Genomic DNA, 24,188 nt, shown 5'->3' on the forward strand with positions numbered 1-24,188 from the left:
TATAAGACTGTACTCCGTGCTTTTTTAGTAGGTAAAAAAGCATGGAAAAATAGAGAAAAAATATTTTCGTAAGTTCTTAATGCCTATTAAGATTATTTGAGAAAGAAACGATATATAAGTAGTAAATACAGGAAAACAATAAAAAATACTAGATTTTATATAAAAATATCATATAATTAACAATGGAATCGGGAGTCAATAGTGCCGAATGTATCAATTTTACAAATAAGGGATAAGTTTTTCTGCTAATAGTGGAGGAAAGTGGGGGAATGTGGTACATTAACTTCATATAGTGGGGTGATTCATATGTTCATGGGAGAGTATCAACATAATATTGATACGAAAGGTCGGCTCATCATACCGTCGAAATTTCGTGAACATATCGAAGAAGGCTTTGTCGTGACGAGGGGTCTGGATGGCTGTCTATTTGGCTATCCTATCGCTGAGTGGCGGCGGCTGGAAGAAAAGCTGAAGAAACTACCACTTACTAAGCGTGATAATCGGGCGTTTACGCGTTTCTTCTTTTCAGGTGCTACCGAAATAGAAGTGGACAAGCAGGGACGTATCAATATCCCAAACAACCTTTTAACTTACGCGAAGATTGATAAGGAATGTGTCATTCTAGGCGTTTCAAATCGCATTGAGATTTGGAATCACACAGATTGGCAGCAATATTTTGGAGAATCGCAAGAATCTTTTAATGATATTGCAGAAAATATGATGAATATGGATTTTGATTTTTAAGAAATTTGGAGGGACTCTATTTTGTTCAATCACACAACAGTATTACTGAAAGAAACAGTCGATGAATTGAACGTACGTCCTGATGGCATTTATGTAGATTGTACGCTTGGTGGAGCAGGACATAGTGAGTATCTCGTAAGTCAGCTATCTGAAAAGGGACGCTTAATTTGTTTTGACCAAGATATGACAGCTATTGAAAATGCAAAGATTAAATTAGCACCGTATGAAGATCGAGTAGTATTTGTACACGCGAACTTTAGTAATTTACAAAGTGAATTAAAGTCATTGGGGATTCACGAAGTAGATGGTGTTCTTTATGATTTAGGTGTGTCTTCACCACAATTAGATAATGCAGAACGAGGATTTAGTTATCATCAAGATGCACCATTAGATATGCGCATGGACACGTCGGCGCCGTTAACTGCATTTGAAGTAGTTAATGACTGGGGTTACTCAGATTTAATCCGCATTTTCTATCGTTATGGAGAAGAGAAGTTCTCAAAACAAATTGCTCGTAAAATTGAAGAGGCGCGTGAAAAAGCCCCAATTGAAACAACGGGTCAATTAGTTGAATTAATAAAAGAAGGTATCCCAGCAGCTGCTAGACGTACTGGTGGTCATCCAGCTAAACGGATTTTCCAAGCAATCAGAATTGCCGTTAATGACGAATTGGGTGTTGCAGAACAGTCATTACAACAGGCATTAGATATTATTAAAGTACATGGGCGCGTGAGCGTTATTACATTCCATTCATTAGAAGACCGTTTAGCGAAAACAATCTTCAAGGAAGTATCATCTTTACCAGACTTACCTCCTGGATTGCCCGTTATTCCTGATGAATTACAACCAAAATATAAATTAGTGAGCAGAAAACCAATTTTACCTTCTAAAGAAGAATTGGAAGCGAATAATCGTTCTCGTTCTGCAAAACTAAGAGTGATTGAAAAAATTAAGGACTAGACAGGAGTGATATGATGGCAATTCCTAACCAAAAACCACAAGAAACGAATTATAATCAACCAATTCAACCACAACAACCAAGCACTACCCAGACGCCTGCTCGTAAGCAGTCTTCTCGCTCGTGGACAAAAGGGGAGAAGGTACTTTCAATGGCTATGGTAGGTATATTTGCGATCGTAGCAATCATGAACTTGAATGTTCAATCCACTATTAACACAACAAATGCAACAATACATACTTTGGACCTAGAGGTGTCTAAAGTACAAAAAGAAAATGAAGAACTGTCAAACGTTGTGGCTGAAAAGTCTACGTATGAGCGCTTTGTTAAAAAAGCGAAAGAGCTAGGGCTAACTCCGAATGCCGATAACATTAAGGCAGTGTCGAAATAATGACTAGTAAGAAAGTTCGAAATTCATGGGGAGCCTTTTCTATGCTTGGCATTTTTGGGCTCCTCTTTTTGTTGATGTTTTTTAGGATATTTTACATTCAAGCTACAGGTGTAGCAGAGGGGGAAAATCTCCCACAAAAAGCAGCTGCACTTTATCAAAAAAGTATAGTAGAAAAAGCAGATCGAGGAAATATTCTTGATCGTAATGGCGCTGTCATTGCAACGGATACATTGAGTTATCGACTGATTGCAATTATCAACCCAGAAGCCTCTAACAATTCAAAAGAAAAAATACATGTTGAGGATAAAAAAGCAACGGCGAAGGAAATAGCCAAGTATATCGATTTGTCTGAAGCGAAAATTTATGAATTATTAACGCATAAACTACAGGATGGACGCACGCCATATCAAGTGGAGTTTGGTCAAGCAGGGCGTGATTTATCTCATGGTAAAATGATCAAAATTCGCGATGCAAAAATACAAGGTGTCCAACTATTAGAAGAAACGAAGCGTTTTTATCCGAATGGTATGTTTGCTTCAAATATTATTGGTTTTGCACAAAAACAAAAAAATGATGATGGTTCTTTCGTAAATATTGGACAGGTTGGATTAGAAAAAACATTTAATAAAGAATTATCTGGAACGAATGGTTCAGTTAATTTTAGCAAGGATAATTGGGGCTATGTTTTACCGAATTCTAAGCAGATGATTAAAGCACCTAAGAATGGTGACAATATTTATTTGACGACTGATAAAACAATTCAAAACATCCTTGAGAACGAAGTGACTAAAGTTGACAAAGAGTATACGCCAGAGTCGATTGTCGCGGTTGTTGCCAATCCGAAGACTGGTGAAATACTTGCTTCAACGCAACGTCCAACATACAACCCTCAAACAGGGGAAGGCATTAATACGAGCTGGTTAAATCAGTTGACAGAAACGACAATTGAACCGGGTTCTACGATGAAAACTTTTACTGTAGCAACGGCTATTGAAGAAGGTGTGTGGAATGAAAATGCTACCTTCATGTCTGGACAGTATAGAGTAGGTGGTAGAACGATACGTGATGCCAACCAAGTCGGTTGGGGACGTATTTCTTATTTAGAAGGTATTCAGCGTTCCTCAAATGTTGGTATGGCCAACTTGTTAAATAGCATCGGTGGCGATAATTTTATGAAATCACTTCATAAATTTGGCTTCGGTGAAAAAACAGGTATTGACCTTCCAAATGAAACAGCAGGTAAATTATTGGATCAATATCAAATTAATAAAGTCACGACTACATATGGCCAAGGTTCTACAGTAACGCCTATTCAGCTTATTCAAGCATTGTCTGCTGTTGCGAATGACGGAGATATGATGCAGCCATATATTATCAAAAAAATTGTCGATCCTAATACTGGGAAAATTGTATTAAATAATACGCCAACAGTAAAAGGGACACCTATCTCTGCTGAGACAGCAAAAGAGACACGTCGCTTATTGGCGACAACTGTCACATCAGAAAAAGGAACGGCTCGTAATTTTGCTAACAAGGAATATGAAGTTGCCGGTAAAACGGGTACTGCACAAATACCTAATAGCGCAGGTGGTTATTATTGGGGCAAAGGGAAATTCCTTTATTCATTCCTCGGGATGGCACCAGCAAAAGACCCGCAACTTACGATGTATGTCGCGATAAAAAAACCAAAGTTAAAAGCAACAGAATCTGGTTCTGAACCGTCAGCTAAAATTTTTAATGCTGTGATGCAAAGTAGTTTAAAATATTTAAATGTCAAACCAGAATCAAAAACGAATGTTGATACGGTAACATTACCAGATTTCACTGATGACAAGGTAAGCGATGCAGCCACTAAATTAACAAAAATGAAATTTGAACCGATTATTATAGGTGATAATAGCCAGGTGACCGAGCAGTATCCAGCGGCTGGACAAAGCCTAATGAAAACGGGGAAAATATTCATTAAAACGTCTGGGAAAATAACATTACCAGATTTTAAAGGTTGGTCGATCCGTGATATTCTCGCGTATAGCGAATTAAGTGGACTCACTATTAAATTGACGGGCAATGGTTACGCCGTCAAACAAAAAATAGCCGCTGGCACAACAGTTTCTACCTCGGACGTCATCAACGTAGAAATGAAGACACCTAGAGAACAATATACATCTAAAAAATAGCTTCATGGTAAGTTTAACAACTAAGGTGATGAGGCATTTTAAATCATCACCTTCTTTCATTTTGAAAATCACTTTATTTTTTTTGATTTTTTAAGTCGTTAGACCTTTAAATTTTGAGGTGGAAATACTATGATAGTACATGTACTTAAACGTAATTAAAGGAGAATCAGTATGACAACAAAATTAGTGCTACTGACGCTTGTCGTTGCTTTTGCATTATCAGCGATTATTGCGCCACTAGCTATTCCATTATTGAGAAGAATGAAGTTTGGGCAAAGTATCCGTGAGGAAGGGCCAAAATCTCATTTGAAAAAACAGGGAACACCAACGATGGGCGGCGTGATATTTTTAATCGCCATCGTCATCACGACATGTGCAATTAGCTTTTTAAACTTTCAATTAGAGGTATACTCAGTCGTCTTATTAATCGTATTATTAGGCTTTGGAATTGTAGGATTTTTGGACGACGGATTAAAAGTTATTTTCAAGAGAAATCTCGGGTTGAACTCTATACAAAAACTACTAGCTCAAATTGTTATATCTGTTATGGCTTATTTCTTATTGATTGGCACAGGATTTAAAGGCGATTTAGCCATCCCATTTACAGATATTACATTAGAATTCGGTGTATTCTATGTATTATTTATGATTTTTTGGTTAGTAGGATTTTCAAATGCCGTCAATTTAACAGATGGTTTAGATGGACTTGTATCTGGTACAGGGGCTATTGCATTTGCCGCATTTGGTGTCATCGCGTATGTGCAAGAGCAAGGCGATGTAGCTATTTTCGCTTTTGCGGTAACAGGTGCACTACTAGGGTTCTTAATCTTCAATAAAAACCCAGCAAAAGTATTTATGGGCGATACCGGTTCACTTGCTTTAGGTGGTGCGCTTGGTATGTTATCAATCGTTACACATCAAGAATTACTATTGCTATTAATCGGTTTTGTGTTTGTCGCAGAAACAGCATCAGTTATGTTGCAAGTTGCGAGCTTCAAATTAACAGGGAAACGTATCTTTAAAATGTCTCCTGTCCATCACCATTTCGAATTATCAGGTTGGTCAGAGTGGCGTGTTGTTATTACATTTTGGTTAGTTGGTCTAATTTGCGCATTAGCAGCAGTATTACCGGAGGTCCTATAGCATGAAAACAATCGAATCAATGAAGGATAAAAAAGTTTTAGTACTTGGATTAGCAAAAAGTGGCGTTGCAGCTGCTGAGCTACTTCACAAGTTAGGCGCATTTGTGACGGTCAATGATGCAAAACCTTTTGAGGATAATAAAGAGGCACAGTCATTGCTTCAACAAGGAATTACGGTTATTTGTGGACATCATCCAGAAGATTTACTGGATGACGGCTTTGAGTTAGTCGTGAAAAATCCTGGTATACCCTATACGAACCCAATTGTTGCAGATGCACTTGCTAGAAAGCTTCCAATTTGGACAGAGGTGGAGCTAGCTTATCAAATAAGCGAAGCACCTTTAGTGGGTATTACAGGTTCAAATGGTAAAACAACGACAACTTCATTGTTATTTGATGTACTACAAGCAAGTAAAAAAAACCCGCTAATTGCTGGTAATATTGGTACGGTTGCCTGTGGAGTAACAGCAAAAGCAACAGCTGATGAGGTAGTCGTAATGGAATTGTCATCATTCCAATTAATGGGCACAGAGACGTTCAAACCACATATTGCTATTTGGACAAATCTTTTTGAGGCACATATTGATTATCATGGCACAATGGCTGAATACGGAGAAGCGAAATTCAATATAACGCGCAATCAAGATGCAAATGATTATTTAATTTATAACGCAGATCAAGAAATTGTCTCGAATTTTGCAGCGCGTTCTAAAGCGCAACTTATCCCATTCTCCTCATCAACTATTTTAAAAGATGGTATAAGTGCAGATGACGACATGATTTATTGGATGGGTGAACCATATATGCCACGTGATATTATTGCATTACCAGGTAAACACAACCTAGAAAACGTTCTATGTGTCATCGCTAGTGCTATTTTATTGCAATGTGATCAACAGGCGTTAGCGCACACATTACAAACATTTACTGGTGTAAAGCATAGAACGCAGTATGTAGGTGAATTCCAACAGCGTAAATTTTATAATGACTCGAAAGCGACAAATACTTTAGCAACCAAAAGTGCACTTTCAGCGTTTAATACACCGATTGTATTAATCGCTGGTGGTTTGGATCGCGGTCATTCATTTGAAGAATTGCGTCCTTATATGTCCAATGTTCGCGCAGTTGTCGTATCAGGTGAGACAAAAGTACGCTTTGCAGAATTTGCGAAGGATTGTGGCGTTTCAATTATCGCTACTGTTGATACAGTAAATGAAGCAGTACCAGAAGCATTTAGACTTTCAAAATCTGGTGATACCATATTATTGTCGCCGTCATGTGCGAGTTGGGATCAATATCCGAGTTTTGAAATTCGCGGCGATTTATTCATTGCAGCAGTAGAAAAACTACAACAATAAAAAATGAGGGGTGAAAGGTCATGCATAAAATAATTGATATAGAAGAACGTATTCCTGCACTCAAACAACGCAGAAAAAAAAGAAAAAATATACGTTTTTTCTTCCTGCTATTTATTTTAGCACTTGCCTTACTAACCCTTCTTTATTTTCAATTACCAATCAGCCATATCAAAACAATTCACGTTGAGGGCGATAAAATTCAAACGAAGGAATTTTATATAAAACATAGTGGAATCACAGAAGGTGATTCATTATGGAGTTTTGATAACAAAAGAGTCATTACAAGTTTGGAAAATGAAGCTACAGTAAAAAAAGCCACAGTTCATAGAAGTTGGTTAAATTCGGTCGATATAAAACTTGTGGAAAATCGTCAAGTTGCACTTATAAAAGATGAAAATCGCTATAATTATGTACTGGAAAATGGTGAAACATTATTGTTAAATGAACCACCAACACAATTCAACTTGCCCATCCTATTGAATATGTCAGATGGAAAAGTGCGTAAACAGTTAATCCTTCAACTTCAAAAATTGGATCCAGAACTAGTGCAGTTAATTTCGCAAATTGAATCGACGCCATCTGCCGCGAATAATCAATCTATTCGATTGTATATGAATGATGGTTTTGAAGTGAGAGCAAACTATTCGAATCTAGCATCACGATTACAATACTATCCTTCAATTATTTCCCAACTAAACAAAGAAAAAAAAGGCGTTATTAATTTAGAAATTGGTGGTTATTATAATTCGTATAAGCTAGAGTACAAATAAAAAAGAACAGATACATAGTCATTCATTTATTTTTATACCTTTTTATGAAATAATACTATTACCCGAAAAAATATTATGCTAATAAGTGTAAGAAATTGTTAATTCGGGTATAGAATGATGATTAAAGTATCGATTTCAATTGTTTGTGTGAAATGAGGCTGAAATCTAGATATACTGTATGTTTTAACAGTGATACAATATACTCATACGATATATTGATTACACTATGTAAAATTGATATGATGAAAAATCCGATGAAAGTTACATTTCAAAAAATTGATATAGAGAATATAAAAGGAGGTGTCATTAATTGAGTCAGGCAGAATTATATGTGTCATTAGATATTGGTTCAAATTCGGTAAAATGCATTATTGGTGAAGTAAGTGATGCAGATACATTCAATGTCATCGGTTCAGGTAAAGTAAAATCTGCCGGTATTAAAAAAGGGAATATCGTTGACATTGATGCAGCCGTTGCTTCGATAAAAAAAGCAGTGAGCAGGGCAGAAGCTATGGTAGGGATGTCTGTTCACAAAGTTATTTTAGGTATTCCGGCAAACCAAGTAATGCTACAGGATGTTAAAGGTGTTGTAGCTATTAATTCTGAGAATAGAGAAATAACAGATGATGATTTATATAGAGTAATTGAATCAGCAGAAGTGATGTCAATTTCTCCAGATAGAGAGCGAGTAAATATCGTACGCCGCCAATTTTTTGTTGATAATTTATCTGAGATTAAAGACCCTCGTGGTATGATCGGTATCCGACTTGAAATGGATGGGACATTGATTACGACATCTAAGACAGTTTTACATAATGTTCTACGTTGCGTAGAAAAAGCAGGATTAGAAATTCAAGAAATTTATTTACAATCACTTGCTTCTGGCTATTTTGTTTTGACAGATGATGAAAAAACAAGAGGTACAGCATTTATTGATATCGGTGGCGAATCAACAACTATTTCCATTTATAAAAATGAACATTTCCAACATACTGCAATGATTCCACTTGGTGGTGACAATATTACAAAGGATTTATCCATTGTCTTGAAAACACCTCTTGAACAGGCAGAGCAAATAAAATTAGATTATGGTCATGCTTTTTATGATCATGCTTCAGAGGATGAGCTGTTTACAGTTCCAGTCATTGGTTCAGATTCAAAAGAGCAGTTTAGCCAAAGGTATATATCTGAAATTATAGGTTCACGATTAGAGGAAATTTTCGATTTAGTAATCGATGAGCTTTATAATATGGGGGTACAAGATTTACCAGGTGGCGTCGTATTGACGGGTGGCGTAGCAAAATTGGATGGCTTACAAGAATTAGCGCATGAAATGCTTCAAACACGCGTTAGAATCTATGTGCCAAATCAAATTGGTGTCCGCGAACCAGAGTATACGACAGCAGTAAGTTTAATTCATTACGCACATAAAGAATCGGAATTTTTCGATGACTTTAGTGAAGAACCGACATTAACTTCTCCACAACCACAACAAAGCAAAAGAACTGAAAAAGAGTCAAAAGCAACTACGGCGAATGAGGAACCAAAAGAGAGCGTCATTGGTAAATTCAAAGGGTTCATGAATCGCTTTATACAATAGAGTAGCGGTGTTCTACACAGAAGAACAAAAGAGGAGGAAATGACATGTTAGAATTTGAAACAAATGACGACGTTCTAGCGGTAATTAAAGTAATCGGCGTTGGCGGCGGTGGTAACAATGCTGTAAATAGAATGATTGAACACGGTGTTCAAGGTGTAGAATTCATCGCGGTAAACACAGATGCACAAGCATTAAAATTATCGAGCGCAGAAATTAAATTACAAATTGGTGGTAAATCTACACGTGGTCTTGGCGCAGGTGCAAACCCAGAAGTAGGTAAAAAAGCTGCTGAAGAAAGTAAAGAACAAATTGAAGAAGCATTGGCCGGGGCGGATATGGTATTCGTTACTGCAGGTATGGGTGGCGGTACGGGTACAGGTGCCGCGCCTGTAATCGCTCAAATTGCACGTGATTTAGGAGCCTTGACAGTTGGTGTTGTCACACGTCCATTTACATTTGAAGGGCGTAAGCGCCAATCTCAAGCACTTGCTGGTACGGAATCAATGAAAGAATCTGTTGATACACTCATCGTCATTCCAAACGACCGTTTATTGGAAATTGTTGATAAGAGTACACCAATGCTTGAAGCATTCCGTGAAGCAGACAATGTCTTACGTCAAGGTGTGCAAGGTATTTCGGATCTAATCGCGGTACCTGGTCTAATCAACTTAGATTTTGCCGATGTAAAAACAATTATGTCTAACAAAGGTTCTGCATTGATGGGAATTGGTATTGCTTCAGGTGAAACACGCGCAGTGGAAGCCGCTAAAAAAGCAATTTCAAGTCCATTATTAGAAACATCAATTACAGGTGCTAAAGGTGTTCTGATGAATATAACTGGCGGAACAAGCCTAAGTCTTTATGAGGTGCAAGAAGCAGCAGCAATCGTTGCATCAGCATCAGATGAAGATGTAAATATTATTTTCGGATCCGTAATCAATGATGAATTAAAAGATGAAATCGTCGTGACAGTTATTGCCACTGATTTTAATGAAGAAATGATTACAAATGATTCGCGTCAACCACGCCCAGGTTTTGGTGTTCCACGCCAACAACAAGCACCTCAACAAGCTACTCAACAAACGCAACAAGCACCAGTTGAACAGCAACAAACAATTCAAACGACGACGCAAACGTCGGATGATTCATTAGATGTTCCATCATTTTTACGCAATCGTAAAAACCGTCGCTAAGCGGACAGTAACCTTTAAAAACTAAATGTTTGTTTATGCTTAGAAGTGGTTTCTTATAAGAATATAAAATGGATTTAATTGAGATCATCAATTAAATCCATTTTTTTATGGATTTTTGTCAAATAAAGTGGGTAATAATTTAGGTTGAACGGAATGATCGATTGCCCCCTATGCGATCTAGTATGAGTCTTGTAAGAATACAAGATTTTATATACGATTATTGAAAGTGGGGTTTCCTTTTATTAAGTAATTATGAACAGAAAATCGTTTTCTAAATACATAAAAAGGGTATTATTCAAGGGTATAGAAATTTAGTAAATGAAGTAATAAAAATAGTTAATGCAACGAATCTCTTGTATTCGTTGAAAATTACAAGCTTGCTTGATACAATGAAACAATAAGTAACTTGAAAAGATGGGGATTATATGACAGCGATAGTAAATAATCTAAAGAAAATACAACAAAATATTGATATAGCAGCTCAAAAAGTAGGACGTCAATCGGAAGCGGTTCAAATTATTGCCGTTACAAAGCAAGTTTCCGTTACAAGGGCGCAGGAGGCAATTGCGACCAATTTAGTCAATCTAGGAGAAAATCGTCCTGAGGGCTTACTTGAAAAGGCTGAAGCGATCGGCAATGACGCAGTTTGGCATTATATTGGTTCTTTACAAACGCGAAAAGTAAAACAAGTAATCAATGCCATTGATTATTTACACTCCCTAGACCGCATGAATCTGGCACAGGAGATTGAAAAAAGGGCTATAGCGAAGGTCAAATGTTTTGTGCAAGTAAATGTGGCTGAAGAAGAAGCAAAGCATGGTTTAACTGTAGCGTCTACGATGGCATTCATCGAGGATCTTGCACAGTTTGAAAAAATAGAAGTTGTAGGTCTAATGACAATGGCACCAAATACTGCGGATGCTGCCATTATTCGTAGCACGTTTAAAAGCTTAAAAAAACTACAACAAGAAGTCTCCGAACGTAACTTCAAGCATGCACCTTGTATGGAAGTTTCAATGGGTATGTCAAATGATTATGAAATCGCCGTTGAAGAAGGTGCAACTTTTGTTCGAATAGGAACGGCTTTAGTTGGGAATGAAGGAAGTGTTGCGAAATGAATGTGAAAAATGTCTTGAAAAACTTTTTCTACTTAGATGAGGATGACAATGATCGCGAATATAATCATGCACGTGATCAGCAAGCTGAGCAAGCTCAAATTACCCGTCAGCAACAACAAACGCAGATTCAAAACGCACAGCAACAGCAACAACTAGCGAGACAGCAAGCAAATCAACAAAAACGTGATATGAAAAAACGTGAACAACAAAAAAATCAACCAATGGCAACACCGCTGGCTTCGACTACTAGTGTTCAACGTAAAGCTAAAAAACAGATGCCAGCGATTATCGATAATGATTTTATTAATGGTTCCAATCTTGTGAGTTTTACACAAAAAACATCAAAGGTTATTCTTTTTGAACCGCGTGTATACTCAGAGGCACAAGATATTGGGGATTGTTTGAAAAATAAAAAAGCCGCTGTCATTAATTTGCAGCGCATAGATAAAGCGCAAGGAAAGCGAATTATCGATTTTTTAAGTGGAGCTATATTTGCTTTAAATGGAGATATCAAAAAAATCGGTGAAGATATCTTTTTATGTACACCAGATAATGTTGAAGTAGACGGAAATATATCTGAGAACTACTTTGATGAATGAGTTTGAGGAGATAAAAAAATGATTTTATTATTAAATATACTAGGCCAAGCGTTTACAATTTATTCCTATGCAATTTTAGTCTATGTGTTAATGTCGTGGGTACCAGCGATTCAACAGTCTAAGTTTGGATTTTACCTTGGAAAAATTGTTGAACCATACTTAAATATTTTCAGAAGAATTATTCCACCAATTGGCATGATTGATATCTCGCCAATTGTAGCAATCTTAGCGTTACAATTTATTGCACGTGGGGCATTGAATATCCTGTCATATCTCGTATTTTAAACTGAAAAGATTATGGCCCCACATACTTATGTGGGGTTATTTTTATAAAAAGGATGATGAAAAAATTGGACAATATATTGCAGCATTTTAGACCGGAGGAACAAGAATTTATAACGCAAGTAACGGATTGGATAGATGATGTTACCGCGATGTATACCGCAAAACTCACAGGTTTTCTTGATCCGCGTCAAGTCATGATTATGCAATCAATAATCGGACAAAATAACGATGTGAAAATGCAAGCAGAGGGATTAATGCCAGACGCTGAAAGACAGCGCGTATTAATCTATCCGGACTATTTAGTACCGCAGTTCGATGATTTCAATATTATTTGCTATGAAATGAAATACCCCTCAAAATTTGTACAACTACATCATCCAGATGTATTAGGTTCTTTAGTTGCTTTAGGTTTAGACCGAAGTAAATTCGGGGATATTAGACTCAATGAGAGAAAAATCCAATTTGTTGCTCAAAAGGAAGTTTCTAACTTCATTGAAATGAATTTAACGGCTATTAATAAAGTGAAGGTCCATCTATCCGTTATTTCACCTACAGCTGAATTGATTGTTAATGATGATGTCTGGATTGAACAATCTGAAACAATTTCATCTTTGAGAATTGATACAGTAATCGCAGCAGCCTATTCGATTTCAAGGCAAAAAGCTGCAATGCTTATTCAAGGTGGGAAAGTGAAAGTTAATTACCGCTTGCAAGAAAGTGTATCATTTGAAGTAGATGAAGGTGATCTATTATCGATAAGAGGACAGGGGCGGCTTGCAATAAATGTGATTGCTGGTAGAACTAAAAAAGATAAAATTCGAGTAATTTTATCAAAATTAGAGCGGAAATCTTGATTTTTGCAAAAAAACATTATTTGAAGATGAACTATTACTAAAAAAAAGGTATAATAAACCTATATTAAGTAAGTTGCGAAGGGGAGAAGAACTATGCCAATATCACCAATCGATATACATAATAAGGAATTTAATAGAGGCTTCAGAGGTTATAATGAAGACGAAGTAAATGAATTTCTTGAACAGCTTATGGAAGATTATAAGCTCGTATTGACAGATAAAAAAGAGGTAGAAGATCGACTTGCCTCTACGAATATTCGTCTAGGTCATTATAATTCTATGGAAGAAACGCTACAAAAATCGATTGTTGTGGCACAGGAAGCTGCCGAAGAAGTTCGTCGTAATTCGCAAAAAGAAGCGAAATTAATCGTTAAAGAGGCAGAGAAGAATGCAGATCGTATTGTCAACGAAGCATTATCCAAAGCGCGTCGAATTGCCATGGAGATTGAGGAACTTAAAAAGCAATCAAAAGTATTCCGTAATCGTTTCAAAATGATTGTAGAAGCACAATTAGATTTAATTGAATCGGATGATTGGGATCATTTAATGGAATATGAAGCAGATACGACAGAACTTGAACATTTAAATCTGCCGCAAGAATAGTATTAGCTACTTGACGAAAGCGCAGTGGTTTTTTATAATGTCATCATATGTATAAAAGTATTGATAGAGACAGTAATTTATGAGAAATAATATAGCGAGTCGAGGATAGTGTAAGCTCGATTGACTTTTCATGAAGGAAGATCACTCTTGAACTAGATTATCGAAACATCAAGTAGATAATTTCGGCAACACACCGTTAAACGTGTTCTAAGAGGCATACGTTTTTTGTATGCAACTAGGGTGGTACCGCGAGAAATCTCCTCCTCGTCCCTTTGGGATGGGGAGGTTTTTTTATTTCCTGAGAAATAAAATATAATAAAAGTTGATGTTCGAGCGATTAGCTCAAATAAATTTGAGGAGGAATAATCAAAATGGATTATAAAAATACATTATTGATGCCAAAAACCGATTTCCCTATGCGCGGAAATTTACCGAATGCTGAACCAAAAATGCAAGAAAAATGGAATGAAATGGATATTAATAAACTTGTGTTAGAGCGTACGAAAGACGCTACACCATACATCTTGCATGATGGCCCTCCCTATGCAAATGGCGATTTACATATGGGTCATGCTTTAAATAAAGTATTAAAAGATATGATTAACCGCCATCGTTCAATGACTGGATACTTCGCTCCATACGTACCTGGTTGGGATACACATGGTCTTCCAATTGAGCATGCGCTTACGAAAAAAGGACATGATCGCAAAAAAATGACAACTGCTGAATTCCGCGATTTATGTATGACATATGCGTATGAACAAGTAGAAAACCAACGTGAACAATTCCGTCGTATTGGTGTTCGTGGTGATTGGGAAAATCCATACATTACATTAAAACCAGAATTCGAAGCTCATCAAATTGGTGTATTTGGAAAAATGGCTGAAAAAGGCTTTATTTATAAAGGTCTAAAACCAGTTTATTGGTCACCTTCAAGTGAATCAGCATTAGCTGAAGCCGAAATTGAATATCAAGATGTGACATCACCGTCTATTTATGTAGCATTTACAGTACAAGATGGGAAAAATATCTTAACATCTGATGAAAAATTCATCATCTGGACAACAACACCTTGGACAATCCCTGCCAACTTAGGTATTTCTGTAAACCCTGCATATAAATATATTGTAGTAAAAGCAAATGACGAAAAATTCGTTATCGCAAAAGGTTTACTTGATACCGTTGCAGAAAAATTAAGCTGGGAAAATCCAGTGATTGATCGTGAAATTGATGGTGCTGATTTAGAAAATATTACAGCTAAACACCCACTATTTGATCGTACATCTTTAGTGATGTTAGGAGATCATGTAACACTTGATGCAGGTACAGGATGCGTTCATACAGCACCAGGTCATGGTGAGGACGATTATCAAGTCGGTAAGCGTTACGGTCTTGAAACATTATCCGTAGTAGATAATAGAGGGATGATGACTGAAGATGCTGGTGAATTTGCTGGTATGTTTTATGATAAAGCGAATAAACCAATTTCTGAAAAATTAAAAGAAGTAGGGGCATTGCTTGATCTTACTTTCTTTGAACATTCCTATCCACATGACTGGCGCACGAAAAAACCAGTTATTTATCGCGCAACACCACAATGGTTTGCTTCAATCGAAAGCTTCCGTGATGAGTTATTACAAGCGATCCGCAATACAAAATTCACGCCAGTATGGGGTGAAACACGTCTATTCAACATGATTCGTGATCGTGGAGATTGGTGTATTTCTCGTCAACGTACGTGGGGAGTTCCAATTCCAGTGTTTTATGCTGAAAATGGAGAGTCTATCATTACACCAGAGACAATTAGCCATGTACAAGATTTATTCCGCGATAATGGTTCAAATATTTGGTTCCAAAAAACAGCAAAAGAATTATTGCCTGAAGGCTTTACTCATGCTGGTTCTCCAAATGGCGAATTCACGAAAGAAAATGATATTATGGATGTATGGTTTGATTCCGGTTCTACGCACCAAGGCGTGTTAGCAGAACGTCCGGAATTACAATATCCTGCAGACCTTTATCTTGAAGGCTCAGATCAATATCGTGGTTGGTTTAACTCATCTCTTATTACGTCTGTTGCAATTAGTGGACATGCACCATATAAGAGTTTGTTATCGCACGGTTTTGTATTGGATGGCGATGGTCGTAAAATGTCTAAATCAATTGGTAATATTATCGCACCAAGTAAAGTAATGAATCAGTATGGTGCAGATATTTTACGTCTATGGGTTGCTTCAGTAGATTATACTGCTGATGTACGTATTTCGATGGATATGTTAAAACAAGTGTCAGAAGTATATCGTAAAATTCGTAATACGCTTAAATTTTTACATGGTAACCTACATGATTTCAATCGTGAAACAGATTATATTGACTATGCTAATCTTCGTGAAGTGGATCAGTACATGTTTATGGAATTACAAAACTTTATTGATACTTCACGTAAAGCATATGATCACTATGAATTTGCGACAGTCTATAAAGCGATGAATAATTTCATCTCATCTGAATTAAGCTCATTTTACTTAGATATTGCAAAAGATGTTGTGTATATCGAAGGTAATGATAATCATGCTCGTCGTGCAATGCAATCGGTTATGTACGATACATTACATGCTATTTTAAAAATTGCTACTCCAATCATTCCGCATACTACGGATGAAATGTACGGCTATCTTTCTGATGCGACTGAAAAATCAATCCAACTAACAGATATGCCTGAAGCTGTTACATTCGAAGGATTCGCAGCATTAGCAGAAAAATGGTCTCGTATTATGACAATTCGTACAACCATCTTAAAAGCACTTGAACAAGCTCGTGGTGCAAAAATAATTGGTAAATCATTAGAAGCACATGTGACAGTTTATGCTGATGCAGCGACGAATGACTTATTCCAAGATGCGGCGATTAACTTTGCGCAATTGAATATTGTTTCTAAATTTGAAGTAGGCGGCTTAACTGCCGAGGCACCTGCTGATGCAGTCATTCAAGATGATGTAGCAGTAGTAGTTGTCAAAGCTGAAGGTGAGAAATGTGAACGCTGCTGGACAATTTCTGATACGATTGGTACACATGCTACGCATACGACATTATGTGCGCATTGTGCTGAAGTAGTAGAAGAATACTATGCAGACGCTGAATAAATAATGATGAAACAGTCCCTTTTTTCAAGGGGCTGTTTTTTTTTTTGTCAATGCTCGAGGATGGGATGATTCATGTTGGCAACTATTTTAAGCGAAATAAGATTTTATTTTAAAGTAATAAATAGAGCATTATTGTGGAAGAAAGTGAGTGGTAGTATGTCGGCAAGTCATATGGGAAATAGAGGGAAAAGAATAGAAATATTTTATTGTTTTTCAATCAAAGCGACGATATGGTAAAATAAATAAGATATAGTGAAAACGGAGGACTTGCTGTGTTTAAATATTATTTAATAGCGATTTTTGTCATAATTTTAGATCAACTAACAAAATGGCGTATTGTAGAAAAACTAGATGTTGGTGAAGAAGTAACGGTATGGGAGCCATATCTTTCAATTTATTCACATCGTAATGGTGGTGCAGCTTGGGGCTTACTTCAAGGGCAGTTCTGGTTATTTGCAATAATTACTGTAGCAGTAGTTATAGGTATTATTTTTTATTTCCATAAGGAAGCCAAGGGTCAGCCCGTTTTCCAAGTAAGTCTTATGTTATTACTTGGTGGAGCGATTGGGAATTTTATAGATCGTATCTTTCGTGGGGAAGTGGTTGACTTTGTCAGCGTGCTCATTCCAGTTATAAATTACGATTTTCCAATTTTCAATATTGCGGATGCCGCACTAACTATAGGTGTAATCATGTTAATCATATATGTCCTTTTTGAAGATCAAAAAGGAAAGAAAAAGGTGAAATAATGTTAGGTAATTTTGAAATAACAGAAGATCAAGTAGGACAAAGATTAGATAAAGTGATTGGTTCTTTACAAGAAGAATGGTCTCGTACGCAAATACAAAACTTTATCGTTGGTGGCCAATTATTAGTGAATGGTCAAATAGTTAAAAAAACATATAAAGCCTTATTAGGTGATGTTATTGTAGTAACACCTCCTGAACCAGTTGCTTTAGAAATTTTAGCGGAAGATTTAAATTTAGACATCATTTATGAAGATGAGGATGTTCTTGTTGTCAACAAACCTCGTGGGATGGTTGTACACCCTGCACCAGGCCACGCTACAGGAACTTTAGTGAATGGTTTAATGTTCCATTGTACGGATTTATCAGGTATCAACGGTGTTGCTCGCCCTGGTATCGTTCACCGTATTGATAAAGATACTTCAGGTTTACTAATGGTCGCTAAAAATGATATTGCACATGAATCTTTAGTGCAACAATTAGTAGATAAAACAGTGACAAGACGTTATACAGCACTTGTTCACGGACATATCCCTCATGATAAAGGCACAATTGATGCTCCTATCGGTCGCGATAAAAAAGAGCGTCAAAAGATGGCGGTTGTAGATGAAGGGAAGCATGCTGTTACGCATTTCCAAGTAGTTAAACGTTTTGGTGTAGATTACACACAAGTAATCTGCCGTCTTGAAACAGGACGTACTCACCAAATTCGTGTACATTTAAATTATATTGGCTATCCACTAGTTGGCGATCCAAAATATGGTCCGAAGAAAACGATGGATATTGGTGGTCAATTATTACATGCTGGTATTTTAGGTTTTATCCACCCACGTACAAAAGAATATATGGAATTCTCAGCGCCACTTCCTGCTGAGTTAGAAGCGGTTTTAGCTGAATTAAGTATCGAATACGCTGATTAATAAAAAAACGTTGACACTTTAAGTCTTAGCGGGCTATACTGTGGTCAGTGAAAAACTTCATATTCACCTTTAAAGACAGTCCAGAGAGGCTGAAAAGGAATGCGAGTAATGTGGGATACCTGTATGCGTACAGTGTAGCCGACATATTAATTAGTATACCTATATCCTCTCGGGCCATTCGCCTGAGAGTTTTTTTATGCCAAAATTTAAGGAGGCAACGACATGACAAAAAAAGCAGAATTATTAGATGATGCAGGAATTAACCGAGCGCTTACAAGAATTGCTCATGAAATAATCGAACGCAATGAAGGCATCGATGAAGTCATCTTAGTCGGCATTAAAACACGTGGTGCATATTTAGCGAAACGCTTGGCGCTGAAAATTAATGCGATTGAGAAAAAAGAGATTCGCGCAGGTGAGTTAGATATATCCTTGTACCGAGATGATTTGTCATTGAAAACAGAGAATGGCGAAGCGCTTGTTAAACAAGTTGATATTACGGACGATGTAACCAATCAAAAAATTGTCTTAGTAGATGACGTATTATACACAGGGCGAACGGTAAGAGCTGCAATGGATGCAGTAATGGATATCGGTAGACCTTCTCAAATACAGCTAGCGGTGCTTGTAGATCGAGGTCATAGAGAATTACCGATACGTGCAGATTTTGTAGGGAAAAATATCCCAACTGCTAGCCATGAACGAATCGTCGTACATTTAATTGAAGTAGATAATGAAGAACAAGTAGCGATTTACGAATAAGCAATAAAGAAATGTGGGGACATGTAAGATGACAAAAGCAGTATTAGACATTCATGAAAGACCGAGATTACTTCAGCTAATAACATTTAGCCTACAGCATATGTTTGCTATGTTAGGGTCAACAATCTTAGTACCAAAATTAACGGGATTATCACCGTCGATTGCGCTGTTAACGAGCGGAATTGCAACGATTATCTTTCTGTTAGTAACGAGATTCCGAGTACCAGCTTACCTTGGTTCTTCCTTCGCCTTCATTGCACCAATGGGTGTAGCCATGACAGCACAAGCTGCCAATGGAGGCGAAATAGGACCAGGTGGTGCAATGATCGGTGCCATGGCCGTTGGTGTTGTTTACGGTATTGTATCGCTGTTAATTTGGAAAACAGGTTATAAATGGATCATGCGAATTTTACCTCCGATTGTTGTCGGTCCGGTCATCATGGTAATAGGACTTGGATTAGCAGGAACGGCAGTTGACATGGCGATGAATAAGCCACTAGCAAATGGGCTATCAGAATATCATTTCTCTTATTTCATTATTGCACTCATCACATTAGCAGCAGCGATTATCATCAATAACTTCTTTAAAGGTGTGATGAGTACGATGCCGATTATTATCGGCTTAGTGGTGGGGTATGTATCATCGCTACTATCGGATAAATTATTTGGTACGAGCTTCATTGATTTTACCGCCGTATCAAGCGCCAAGTTCTTTCAAATACCTGACTTTCTCTTACCAGGAGTCGACTATGATTTTACGTTAAATTCAACTATTCTATTCGCCATGGTGCCAATCGTTATCGTAACGATCTCAGAACATATCGGTCATCAGCTGGTACTAGGGAAAGTTGTTAAACAAAACTTTATCAAGAATCCAGGACTTAATCGTTCACTACTTGGTGATGGACTGGGGACATTTGTTAGTGCTTTACTTGGAGGACCACCAAAAACAACCTATGGTGAAAATATTGGTGTCCTCGTACTAACAAGAGTATTCAGTGTGTGGGTTATTGGTGGGGCTGCCTTGTTCGCGACTCTACTAGCATTCTCTGGAACGCTTATGGCTTTAGTAGATACGATACCTCGCCCAGTACTTGGTGGTGTATCCATCCTATTATTCGGTATTATTGCTTCTTCGGGTTTAAGAATGCTAGTCGAAAATAAAATTGATTTCGATCATAAACGCAATTTAGTAATTGCCTCGGTCATTTTAATATTGGGTATTGGTGGCGGTAAATTACTTTGGCATAATGCATTTACTATTAAAGGTTTGGACTTCCAAATTGAGGGGATGGCGCTTGCATCCATCGTTGGTGTACTGCTTAATATAATCTTGCCGGGTAAAGCACAACCTGATATTGAATTACAAGCTGAAGAGCAACTTGAAAAAGAATTGAAAAAATAGCATATAGATTTACCTTTTAATGATTGCCCAGAGAGGCAAAGAAGGGTGATTCGATTTGATATGGAAATGGCAAATGCGCCATCTCCCTATCTTGTCATATCCTTCCTCCAGCCTCCCTAACAATTTAGGGGGGCTTTTCTTTTGACTACAAAACAGGAGGCGTGCTGAAGATGAAAAATTTACTGTCGATGGACGATGTAACAAATGAAGAAATCATGACGATCCTCCAGCGTGCTGCTGAATTTGAAGCAGGTGCAAAACCACAACTAGAGAAAGAATATTTTGTTGCAAACTTATTTTTTGAACCAAGTACTCGAACGAAAACATCATTCGAGTCGGCAGAAAGAAGAATAGGAGCCACAGTTATTCCCTTTGATGCAGGCTTCTCAAGTGTTTTAAAAGGTGAAACATTATATGACACGGTGAAGACACTCCAACAAAGTGGTATAGACGCAGTGATTATTCGTCATAAAGAAGACGCATACTATAAAAAACTACTTCAAGGTATAGATGTTTCCATAATAAATGCTGGTGATGGTGCAGGTCAGCACCCATCACAATCGCTGCTAGATTTGTATACAATATTCAAAGAGTTCGGTAAGTTTGAAGGCATCAATGTTACAATTGCAGGAGATGTATCGCATAGTCGCGTAGCGAAATCAGATGCAATTGCTTTGACTCGACTCGGGGCAACTATCAATTTTGTCTGCCCACCTGCTTGGCAAGGTGAATATGAGGCTCACCATAACTGGGATGAACTTTTAGGACAGAGTGATGTTATTATGCTGCTGCGAGTACAACATGAAAGAAATGCTGCGTATGAGGGCTTTACTGTAGAAACATACCGCGATCAATACGGTTTAACAGTAGCGCGTGAAAAACATATGAAAAAGGGTGCAATTATTATGCACCCAGCACCTATTAATCGCGGTGTTGAAATTGACTCAGAATTAGTGGAGCATGAACGCTCACGTATTTTTGCACAGATGAAAAATGGTTTATTCATAAGAATGGCAATAGTAGAACATATTTTGAAAGGGAGAGGCTAATATGACAATATTACTGAAAAATGTACAAATGCTAAACGAAGAAGGAGTACTTCAAACGACAGATCTTCGTATTGAAGAAGGTGTGATTAAAGAAATTGGCGTAACTCTAACAGCGGAAAATGCACAAGTAATTGACGGTATGGGGTTGATTGTCTCTCCAGGTTTTGTCGATGTACATACTCATTTACGTGAACCAGGTTTTGAGCATAAAGAAACCATTGCTACGGGTTCTGCATCTGCAGCAAAGGGTGGTTTTACAACAATTTGTGCCATGCCAAATACGAAGCCAGTACCTGATTCTGTAGAAAATTTACAGTTGATTAACGGCTTGATTGAAGATAGTGCAGTTATCCGCGTGCTGCCATATGGCTCGCTTACTGTCGCGCAATCTGGCGATGCTAAAACAGATTTGGCAGCATTAAAAGCACATGGAGCCGTCGCTTTCTCTGACGATGGCGTAGGCGTTCAAGAAGCGGCGACGATGTTTGAACAAATGCAAGCAGCGGCAGCTATTGGTATGACAGTAGTTGCGCATTGTGAAGATAACTCATTGATTTATGATGGCGTTATGCATGAAGGCACACGTAATAAAGAATTAGGTTTACCAGGAATTCCATCGGTATGTGAATCGGTACAAATTGCACGCGACGTATTATTAGCAGAAGCAGCTGGTGCTCATTACCATGTCTGTCATGTATCAACGAAGGAATCTGTTCGCGTAGTACGCGATGCGAAAGCGGCTGGTATTCATGTGACAGCTGAAGTTTGCCCTCATCACCTGTTATTAGAGGAAATGGACATTCCAGCAGATGATGCAAACTGGAAGATGAACCCTCCACTGCGCGCGAGCGAAGACAAAGATTCTCTTCACGCCGCATTACTAGATGGCACAATTGATTGTATCGCTACGGATCATGCACCACATACAGCAGAAGAAAAATGCTGTGGTATGGTAGGCGCACCATTTGGTATTGTCGGTTTCGAAACAGCATTTCCATTGTTGTACACGCATTTCGTAAAAACAGGCAAATGGACATTAAAACAATTGATTGACTGGATGGCATTAAAACCGGCAGAATTATTCAAACTGCCATATGGCAAAATTGAAGTAGGTGCTTCAGCAGACCTCGTACTTATAGATCTTGAAAAAGAACAGAAGATTGATGCGGATGGTTTTGTATCTAAAGGGCGCAATACACCATTTGATGGCTGGAGCGCAATAGGTTGGCCAGTAATGACTATGTATAACGGAAAGATTGTATGGGAGGAAACAAAATGACAACGAGACAACTTATCTTAGAAAACGGTGAAGTATTTACAGGACAGGCTTTTGGGAGCGATAATGCCTCAGACGGCGAAGTGGTATTCACAACAGGTATGACAGGTTATCAGGAAACATTATCAGATCCATCATTTTGCGGTCAAATTGTCACAATGACATATCCGCTGATCGGTAATTATGGTATGAACCGAGATGATTTCGAAACAATCAATCCCGCGATTAAAGGATTTGTCGTTCGTGAAATAGCAAAAACACCATCAAATTTCCGCTCGCAAGGCACGGTAGATGAATTTTTCAAAGCGAAGGGTATTCCCGGGATTGAGGGAGTCGATACACGTAAATTGACGCGCATGATTCGTACTGAAGGTTCGGTAAAAGGTTATATTTCAGCAGCTGGAGAAGAAGTCAATGTGGAAGAGGTTGTAGCGCGCTTACAAGCAACTGTATTACCAACAAATCAAGTAGAGCAAGTTTCGACTAAATCAGCCTACCCAAGCCCAGGTCGTGGTAAAAAAGTAGTCTTAATCGATTTCGGTATGAAACATGGTATTTTACGCGAATTAAACAAACGTGATTGTGACGTAGTTGTTGTCCCGTATAATGCAACTGCACAGGAAGTATTAGCTTATAGTCCAGATGGTATTATGCTATCAAACGGACCTGGAGATCCAAAAGATGTACCAGAAGCAATCGAAACAATTAAAGGCTTAGTTGGACAAGTGCCAATTTTCGGAATTTGTTTAGGCCACCAATTATTTGCTTTAGCGAGTGGTGCAGATTCATTTAAACTTAAATTTGGTCATCGCGGAGCCAATCACCCTGTAAAAGATCTTGCGACTGGCCGCACAGAAATCACATCTCAAAACCATGGTTATGCCATCGATCCAGATTCACTTGCTAAAACAGATTTAGAAATTACACATATTGCACTTAATGACGGAACAGTCGAAGGTGTTAGACATAAGATTCACCCAGTCTTTACAGTACAATATCACCCAGAAGCGTCACCAGGACCAGAAGATCCTAATCACCTATTTGATGAATTTATCGAATTAATGAATGTACATGCTGGAAAGGAGCAAAAATAAT

Annotated in this window: 22 protein-coding genes and 1 other annotated feature; all 22 genes read left to right on the top strand. The window is 37.7% G+C overall.

Annotated features, from left to right (window positions below):
* Window positions 1-306 precede the first annotated feature (306 nt).
* The 22 genes from mraZ (at window position 307) to DEX24_RS00610 (ending at window position 24,187) form a co-directional block, all read left to right on the top strand.
* Entirely contained in the window at window positions 307-744 is a 438-nt protein-coding gene (mraZ, locus tag DEX24_RS00505) for a division/cell wall cluster transcriptional repressor MraZ (protein ID WP_109304435.1), read from the top strand.
* Window positions 745-765: 21 nt separating this feature from the next.
* Entirely contained in the window at window positions 766-1,704 is a 939-nt protein-coding gene (gene rsmH, locus DEX24_RS00510; protein WP_109304436.1) for a 16S rRNA (cytosine(1402)-N(4))-methyltransferase RsmH, read from the top strand.
* A gap of 14 nt (window positions 1,705-1,718) precedes the next feature.
* Window positions 1,719-2,093 carry a cell division protein FtsL gene (gene ftsL2, locus DEX24_RS00515; protein WP_109304437.1) on the top strand — a complete coding sequence of 125 codons (375 nt, stop codon included), beginning with the start codon at window positions 1,719-1,721 and terminating at the stop codon, window positions 2,091-2,093.
* Between the two features lie 41 nt (window positions 2,094-2,134).
* A complete protein-coding gene (locus DEX24_RS00520; RefSeq protein ID WP_246131338.1) occupies window positions 2,135-4,270 on the top strand; it encodes a penicillin-binding protein in 2,136 nt (711 codons plus the stop codon).
* A gap of 171 nt (window positions 4,271-4,441) precedes the next feature.
* Entirely contained in the window at window positions 4,442-5,413 is a 972-nt protein-coding gene (gene mraY, locus DEX24_RS00525; RefSeq protein WP_109304439.1) for a phospho-N-acetylmuramoyl-pentapeptide-transferase, read from the top strand.
* Window position 5,414: 1 nt separating this feature from the next.
* Window positions 5,415-6,770 (top strand): UDP-N-acetylmuramoyl-L-alanine--D-glutamate ligase, encoded by a 1,356-nt coding sequence (murD, locus tag DEX24_RS00530; protein WP_109304440.1) that lies wholly within the window; start codon window positions 5,415-5,417, stop codon window positions 6,768-6,770.
* Between the two features lie 20 nt (window positions 6,771-6,790).
* Window positions 6,791-7,540, top strand: coding sequence for a cell division protein FtsQ/DivIB (locus tag DEX24_RS00535; protein WP_109304441.1), 750 nt, complete (start codon window positions 6,791-6,793; stop codon window positions 7,538-7,540).
* Window positions 7,541-7,850: 310 nt separating this feature from the next.
* Window positions 7,851-9,140 (top strand): cell division protein FtsA, encoded by a 1,290-nt coding sequence (gene ftsA, locus DEX24_RS00540; protein ID WP_109304442.1) that lies wholly within the window; start codon window positions 7,851-7,853, stop codon window positions 9,138-9,140.
* A 44-nt stretch (window positions 9,141-9,184) separates the two neighbouring features.
* On the top strand, window positions 9,185-10,333 hold the full coding sequence (ftsZ, locus tag DEX24_RS00545) for a cell division protein FtsZ (RefSeq protein ID WP_109304443.1): 1,149 nt from the start codon (window positions 9,185-9,187) through the stop codon (window positions 10,331-10,333).
* 425 nt (window positions 10,334-10,758) lie between these two features.
* A complete protein-coding gene (locus DEX24_RS00550) occupies window positions 10,759-11,451 on the top strand; it encodes a YggS family pyridoxal phosphate-dependent enzyme (protein ID WP_109304444.1) in 693 nt (230 codons plus the stop codon).
* The gene (locus tag DEX24_RS00555; protein ID WP_109304445.1) at window positions 11,448-12,050 is read left to right on the top strand and encodes a cell division protein SepF; all 603 of its coding nucleotides are present in this window, start codon (window positions 11,448-11,450) and stop codon (window positions 12,048-12,050) included. The genes DEX24_RS00550 and DEX24_RS00555 overlap by 4 nt, the downstream gene beginning before the upstream one ends.
* Before the next feature lie 18 nt (window positions 12,051-12,068).
* Window positions 12,069-12,335, top strand: a complete 267-nt coding sequence (locus DEX24_RS00560; RefSeq protein ID WP_109304446.1) for a YggT family protein — start codon at window positions 12,069-12,071, stop codon at window positions 12,333-12,335.
* 56 nt (window positions 12,336-12,391) lie between these two features.
* Entirely contained in the window at window positions 12,392-13,189 is a 798-nt protein-coding gene (locus DEX24_RS00565; RefSeq protein ID WP_346214287.1) for a YlmH family RNA-binding protein, read from the top strand.
* 93 nt (window positions 13,190-13,282) lie between these two features.
* Window positions 13,283-13,792 (top strand): DivIVA domain-containing protein, encoded by a 510-nt coding sequence (locus DEX24_RS00570; RefSeq protein ID WP_109304448.1) that lies wholly within the window; start codon window positions 13,283-13,285, stop codon window positions 13,790-13,792.
* Between the two features lie 51 nt (window positions 13,793-13,843).
* Window positions 13,844-14,067 (top strand) — a binding site (T-box leader).
* 96 nt (window positions 14,068-14,163) lie between these two features.
* Complete coding sequence (gene ileS, locus DEX24_RS00575) at window positions 14,164-16,935, top strand: isoleucine--tRNA ligase (RefSeq protein WP_109304449.1); 2,772 nt, start codon at window positions 14,164-14,166, stop codon at window positions 16,933-16,935.
* 272 nt (window positions 16,936-17,207) lie between these two features.
* The gene (lspA, locus tag DEX24_RS00580) at window positions 17,208-17,684 is read left to right on the top strand and encodes a signal peptidase II (RefSeq protein ID WP_109304450.1); all 477 of its coding nucleotides are present in this window, start codon (window positions 17,208-17,210) and stop codon (window positions 17,682-17,684) included.
* Window positions 17,684-18,601, top strand: coding sequence for an RluA family pseudouridine synthase (locus DEX24_RS00585; RefSeq protein WP_109304451.1), 918 nt, complete (start codon window positions 17,684-17,686; stop codon window positions 18,599-18,601). Before lspA ends, DEX24_RS00585 begins: the two co-directional genes overlap by 1 nt.
* 222 nt (window positions 18,602-18,823) lie before the next feature.
* Window positions 18,824-19,363, top strand: a complete 540-nt coding sequence (gene pyrR, locus DEX24_RS00590; RefSeq protein ID WP_109304452.1) for a bifunctional pyr operon transcriptional regulator/uracil phosphoribosyltransferase PyrR — start codon at window positions 18,824-18,826, stop codon at window positions 19,361-19,363.
* Between the two features lie 28 nt (window positions 19,364-19,391).
* A complete protein-coding gene (locus tag DEX24_RS00595; protein WP_109304453.1) occupies window positions 19,392-20,768 on the top strand; it encodes a uracil-xanthine permease family protein in 1,377 nt (458 codons plus the stop codon).
* A 170-nt stretch (window positions 20,769-20,938) separates the two neighbouring features.
* Entirely contained in the window at window positions 20,939-21,817 is an 879-nt protein-coding gene (locus tag DEX24_RS00600; RefSeq protein WP_109304454.1) for an aspartate carbamoyltransferase catalytic subunit, read from the top strand.
* Window position 21,818: 1 nt separating this feature from the next.
* The gene (locus DEX24_RS00605) at window positions 21,819-23,096 is read left to right on the top strand and encodes a dihydroorotase (RefSeq protein ID WP_109304455.1); all 1,278 of its coding nucleotides are present in this window, start codon (window positions 21,819-21,821) and stop codon (window positions 23,094-23,096) included.
* The gene (locus DEX24_RS00610) at window positions 23,093-24,187 is read left to right on the top strand and encodes a carbamoyl phosphate synthase small subunit (RefSeq protein WP_109304456.1); all 1,095 of its coding nucleotides are present in this window, start codon (window positions 23,093-23,095) and stop codon (window positions 24,185-24,187) included. The genes DEX24_RS00605 and DEX24_RS00610 overlap by 4 nt, the downstream gene beginning before the upstream one ends.
* Window position 24,188: the final 1 nt, after the last annotated feature.

It is taken from the genome of Kurthia sibirica (assembly GCF_003143975.1).
In the GTDB taxonomy this organism is placed as follows: Bacteria; Bacillota; Bacilli; order Bacillales_A; family Planococcaceae; genus Kurthia; species Kurthia sibirica.

Excerpts from the sequence above, each read along its gene's own strand:
- mraZ (WP_109304435.1), top strand. The coding sequence starts at position 307 with ATGTTCATGGGAGAGTATCAACATAATATTGATACGAAAGGTCGGCTC.
- ftsL2 (WP_109304437.1), top strand. The coding sequence starts at position 1,719 with ATGGCAATTCCTAACCAAAAACCACAAGAAACGAATTATAATCAACCA.
- DEX24_RS00520 (WP_246131338.1), top strand. The coding sequence starts at position 2,135 with ATGCTTGGCATTTTTGGGCTCCTCTTTTTGTTGATGTTTTTTAGGATA.
- mraY (WP_109304439.1), top strand. The coding sequence starts at position 4,442 with ATGACAACAAAATTAGTGCTACTGACGCTTGTCGTTGCTTTTGCATTA.
- murD (WP_109304440.1), top strand. The coding sequence starts at position 5,415 with ATGAAAACAATCGAATCAATGAAGGATAAAAAAGTTTTAGTACTTGGA.
- DEX24_RS00535 (WP_109304441.1), top strand. The coding sequence starts at position 6,791 with ATGCATAAAATAATTGATATAGAAGAACGTATTCCTGCACTCAAACAA.
- ftsZ (WP_109304443.1), top strand. The coding sequence starts at position 9,185 with ATGTTAGAATTTGAAACAAATGACGACGTTCTAGCGGTAATTAAAGTA.
- DEX24_RS00550 (WP_109304444.1), top strand. The coding sequence starts at position 10,759 with ATGACAGCGATAGTAAATAATCTAAAGAAAATACAACAAAATATTGAT.
- DEX24_RS00555 (WP_109304445.1), top strand. The coding sequence starts at position 11,448 with ATGAATGTGAAAAATGTCTTGAAAAACTTTTTCTACTTAGATGAGGAT.
- DEX24_RS00560 (WP_109304446.1), top strand. The coding sequence starts at position 12,069 with ATGATTTTATTATTAAATATACTAGGCCAAGCGTTTACAATTTATTCC.
- DEX24_RS00565 (WP_346214287.1), top strand. The coding sequence starts at position 12,392 with ATGAAAAAATTGGACAATATATTGCAGCATTTTAGACCGGAGGAACAA.
- DEX24_RS00570 (WP_109304448.1), top strand. The coding sequence starts at position 13,283 with ATGCCAATATCACCAATCGATATACATAATAAGGAATTTAATAGAGGC.
- ileS (WP_109304449.1), top strand. The coding sequence starts at position 14,164 with ATGGATTATAAAAATACATTATTGATGCCAAAAACCGATTTCCCTATG.
- DEX24_RS00585 (WP_109304451.1), top strand. The coding sequence starts at position 17,684 with ATGTTAGGTAATTTTGAAATAACAGAAGATCAAGTAGGACAAAGATTA.
- pyrR (WP_109304452.1), top strand. The coding sequence starts at position 18,824 with ATGACAAAAAAAGCAGAATTATTAGATGATGCAGGAATTAACCGAGCG.
- DEX24_RS00595 (WP_109304453.1), top strand. The coding sequence starts at position 19,392 with ATGACAAAAGCAGTATTAGACATTCATGAAAGACCGAGATTACTTCAG.
- DEX24_RS00600 (WP_109304454.1), top strand. The coding sequence starts at position 20,939 with ATGAAAAATTTACTGTCGATGGACGATGTAACAAATGAAGAAATCATG.
- DEX24_RS00605 (WP_109304455.1), top strand. The coding sequence starts at position 21,819 with ATGACAATATTACTGAAAAATGTACAAATGCTAAACGAAGAAGGAGTA.
- DEX24_RS00610 (WP_109304456.1), top strand. The coding sequence starts at position 23,093 with ATGACAACGAGACAACTTATCTTAGAAAACGGTGAAGTATTTACAGGA.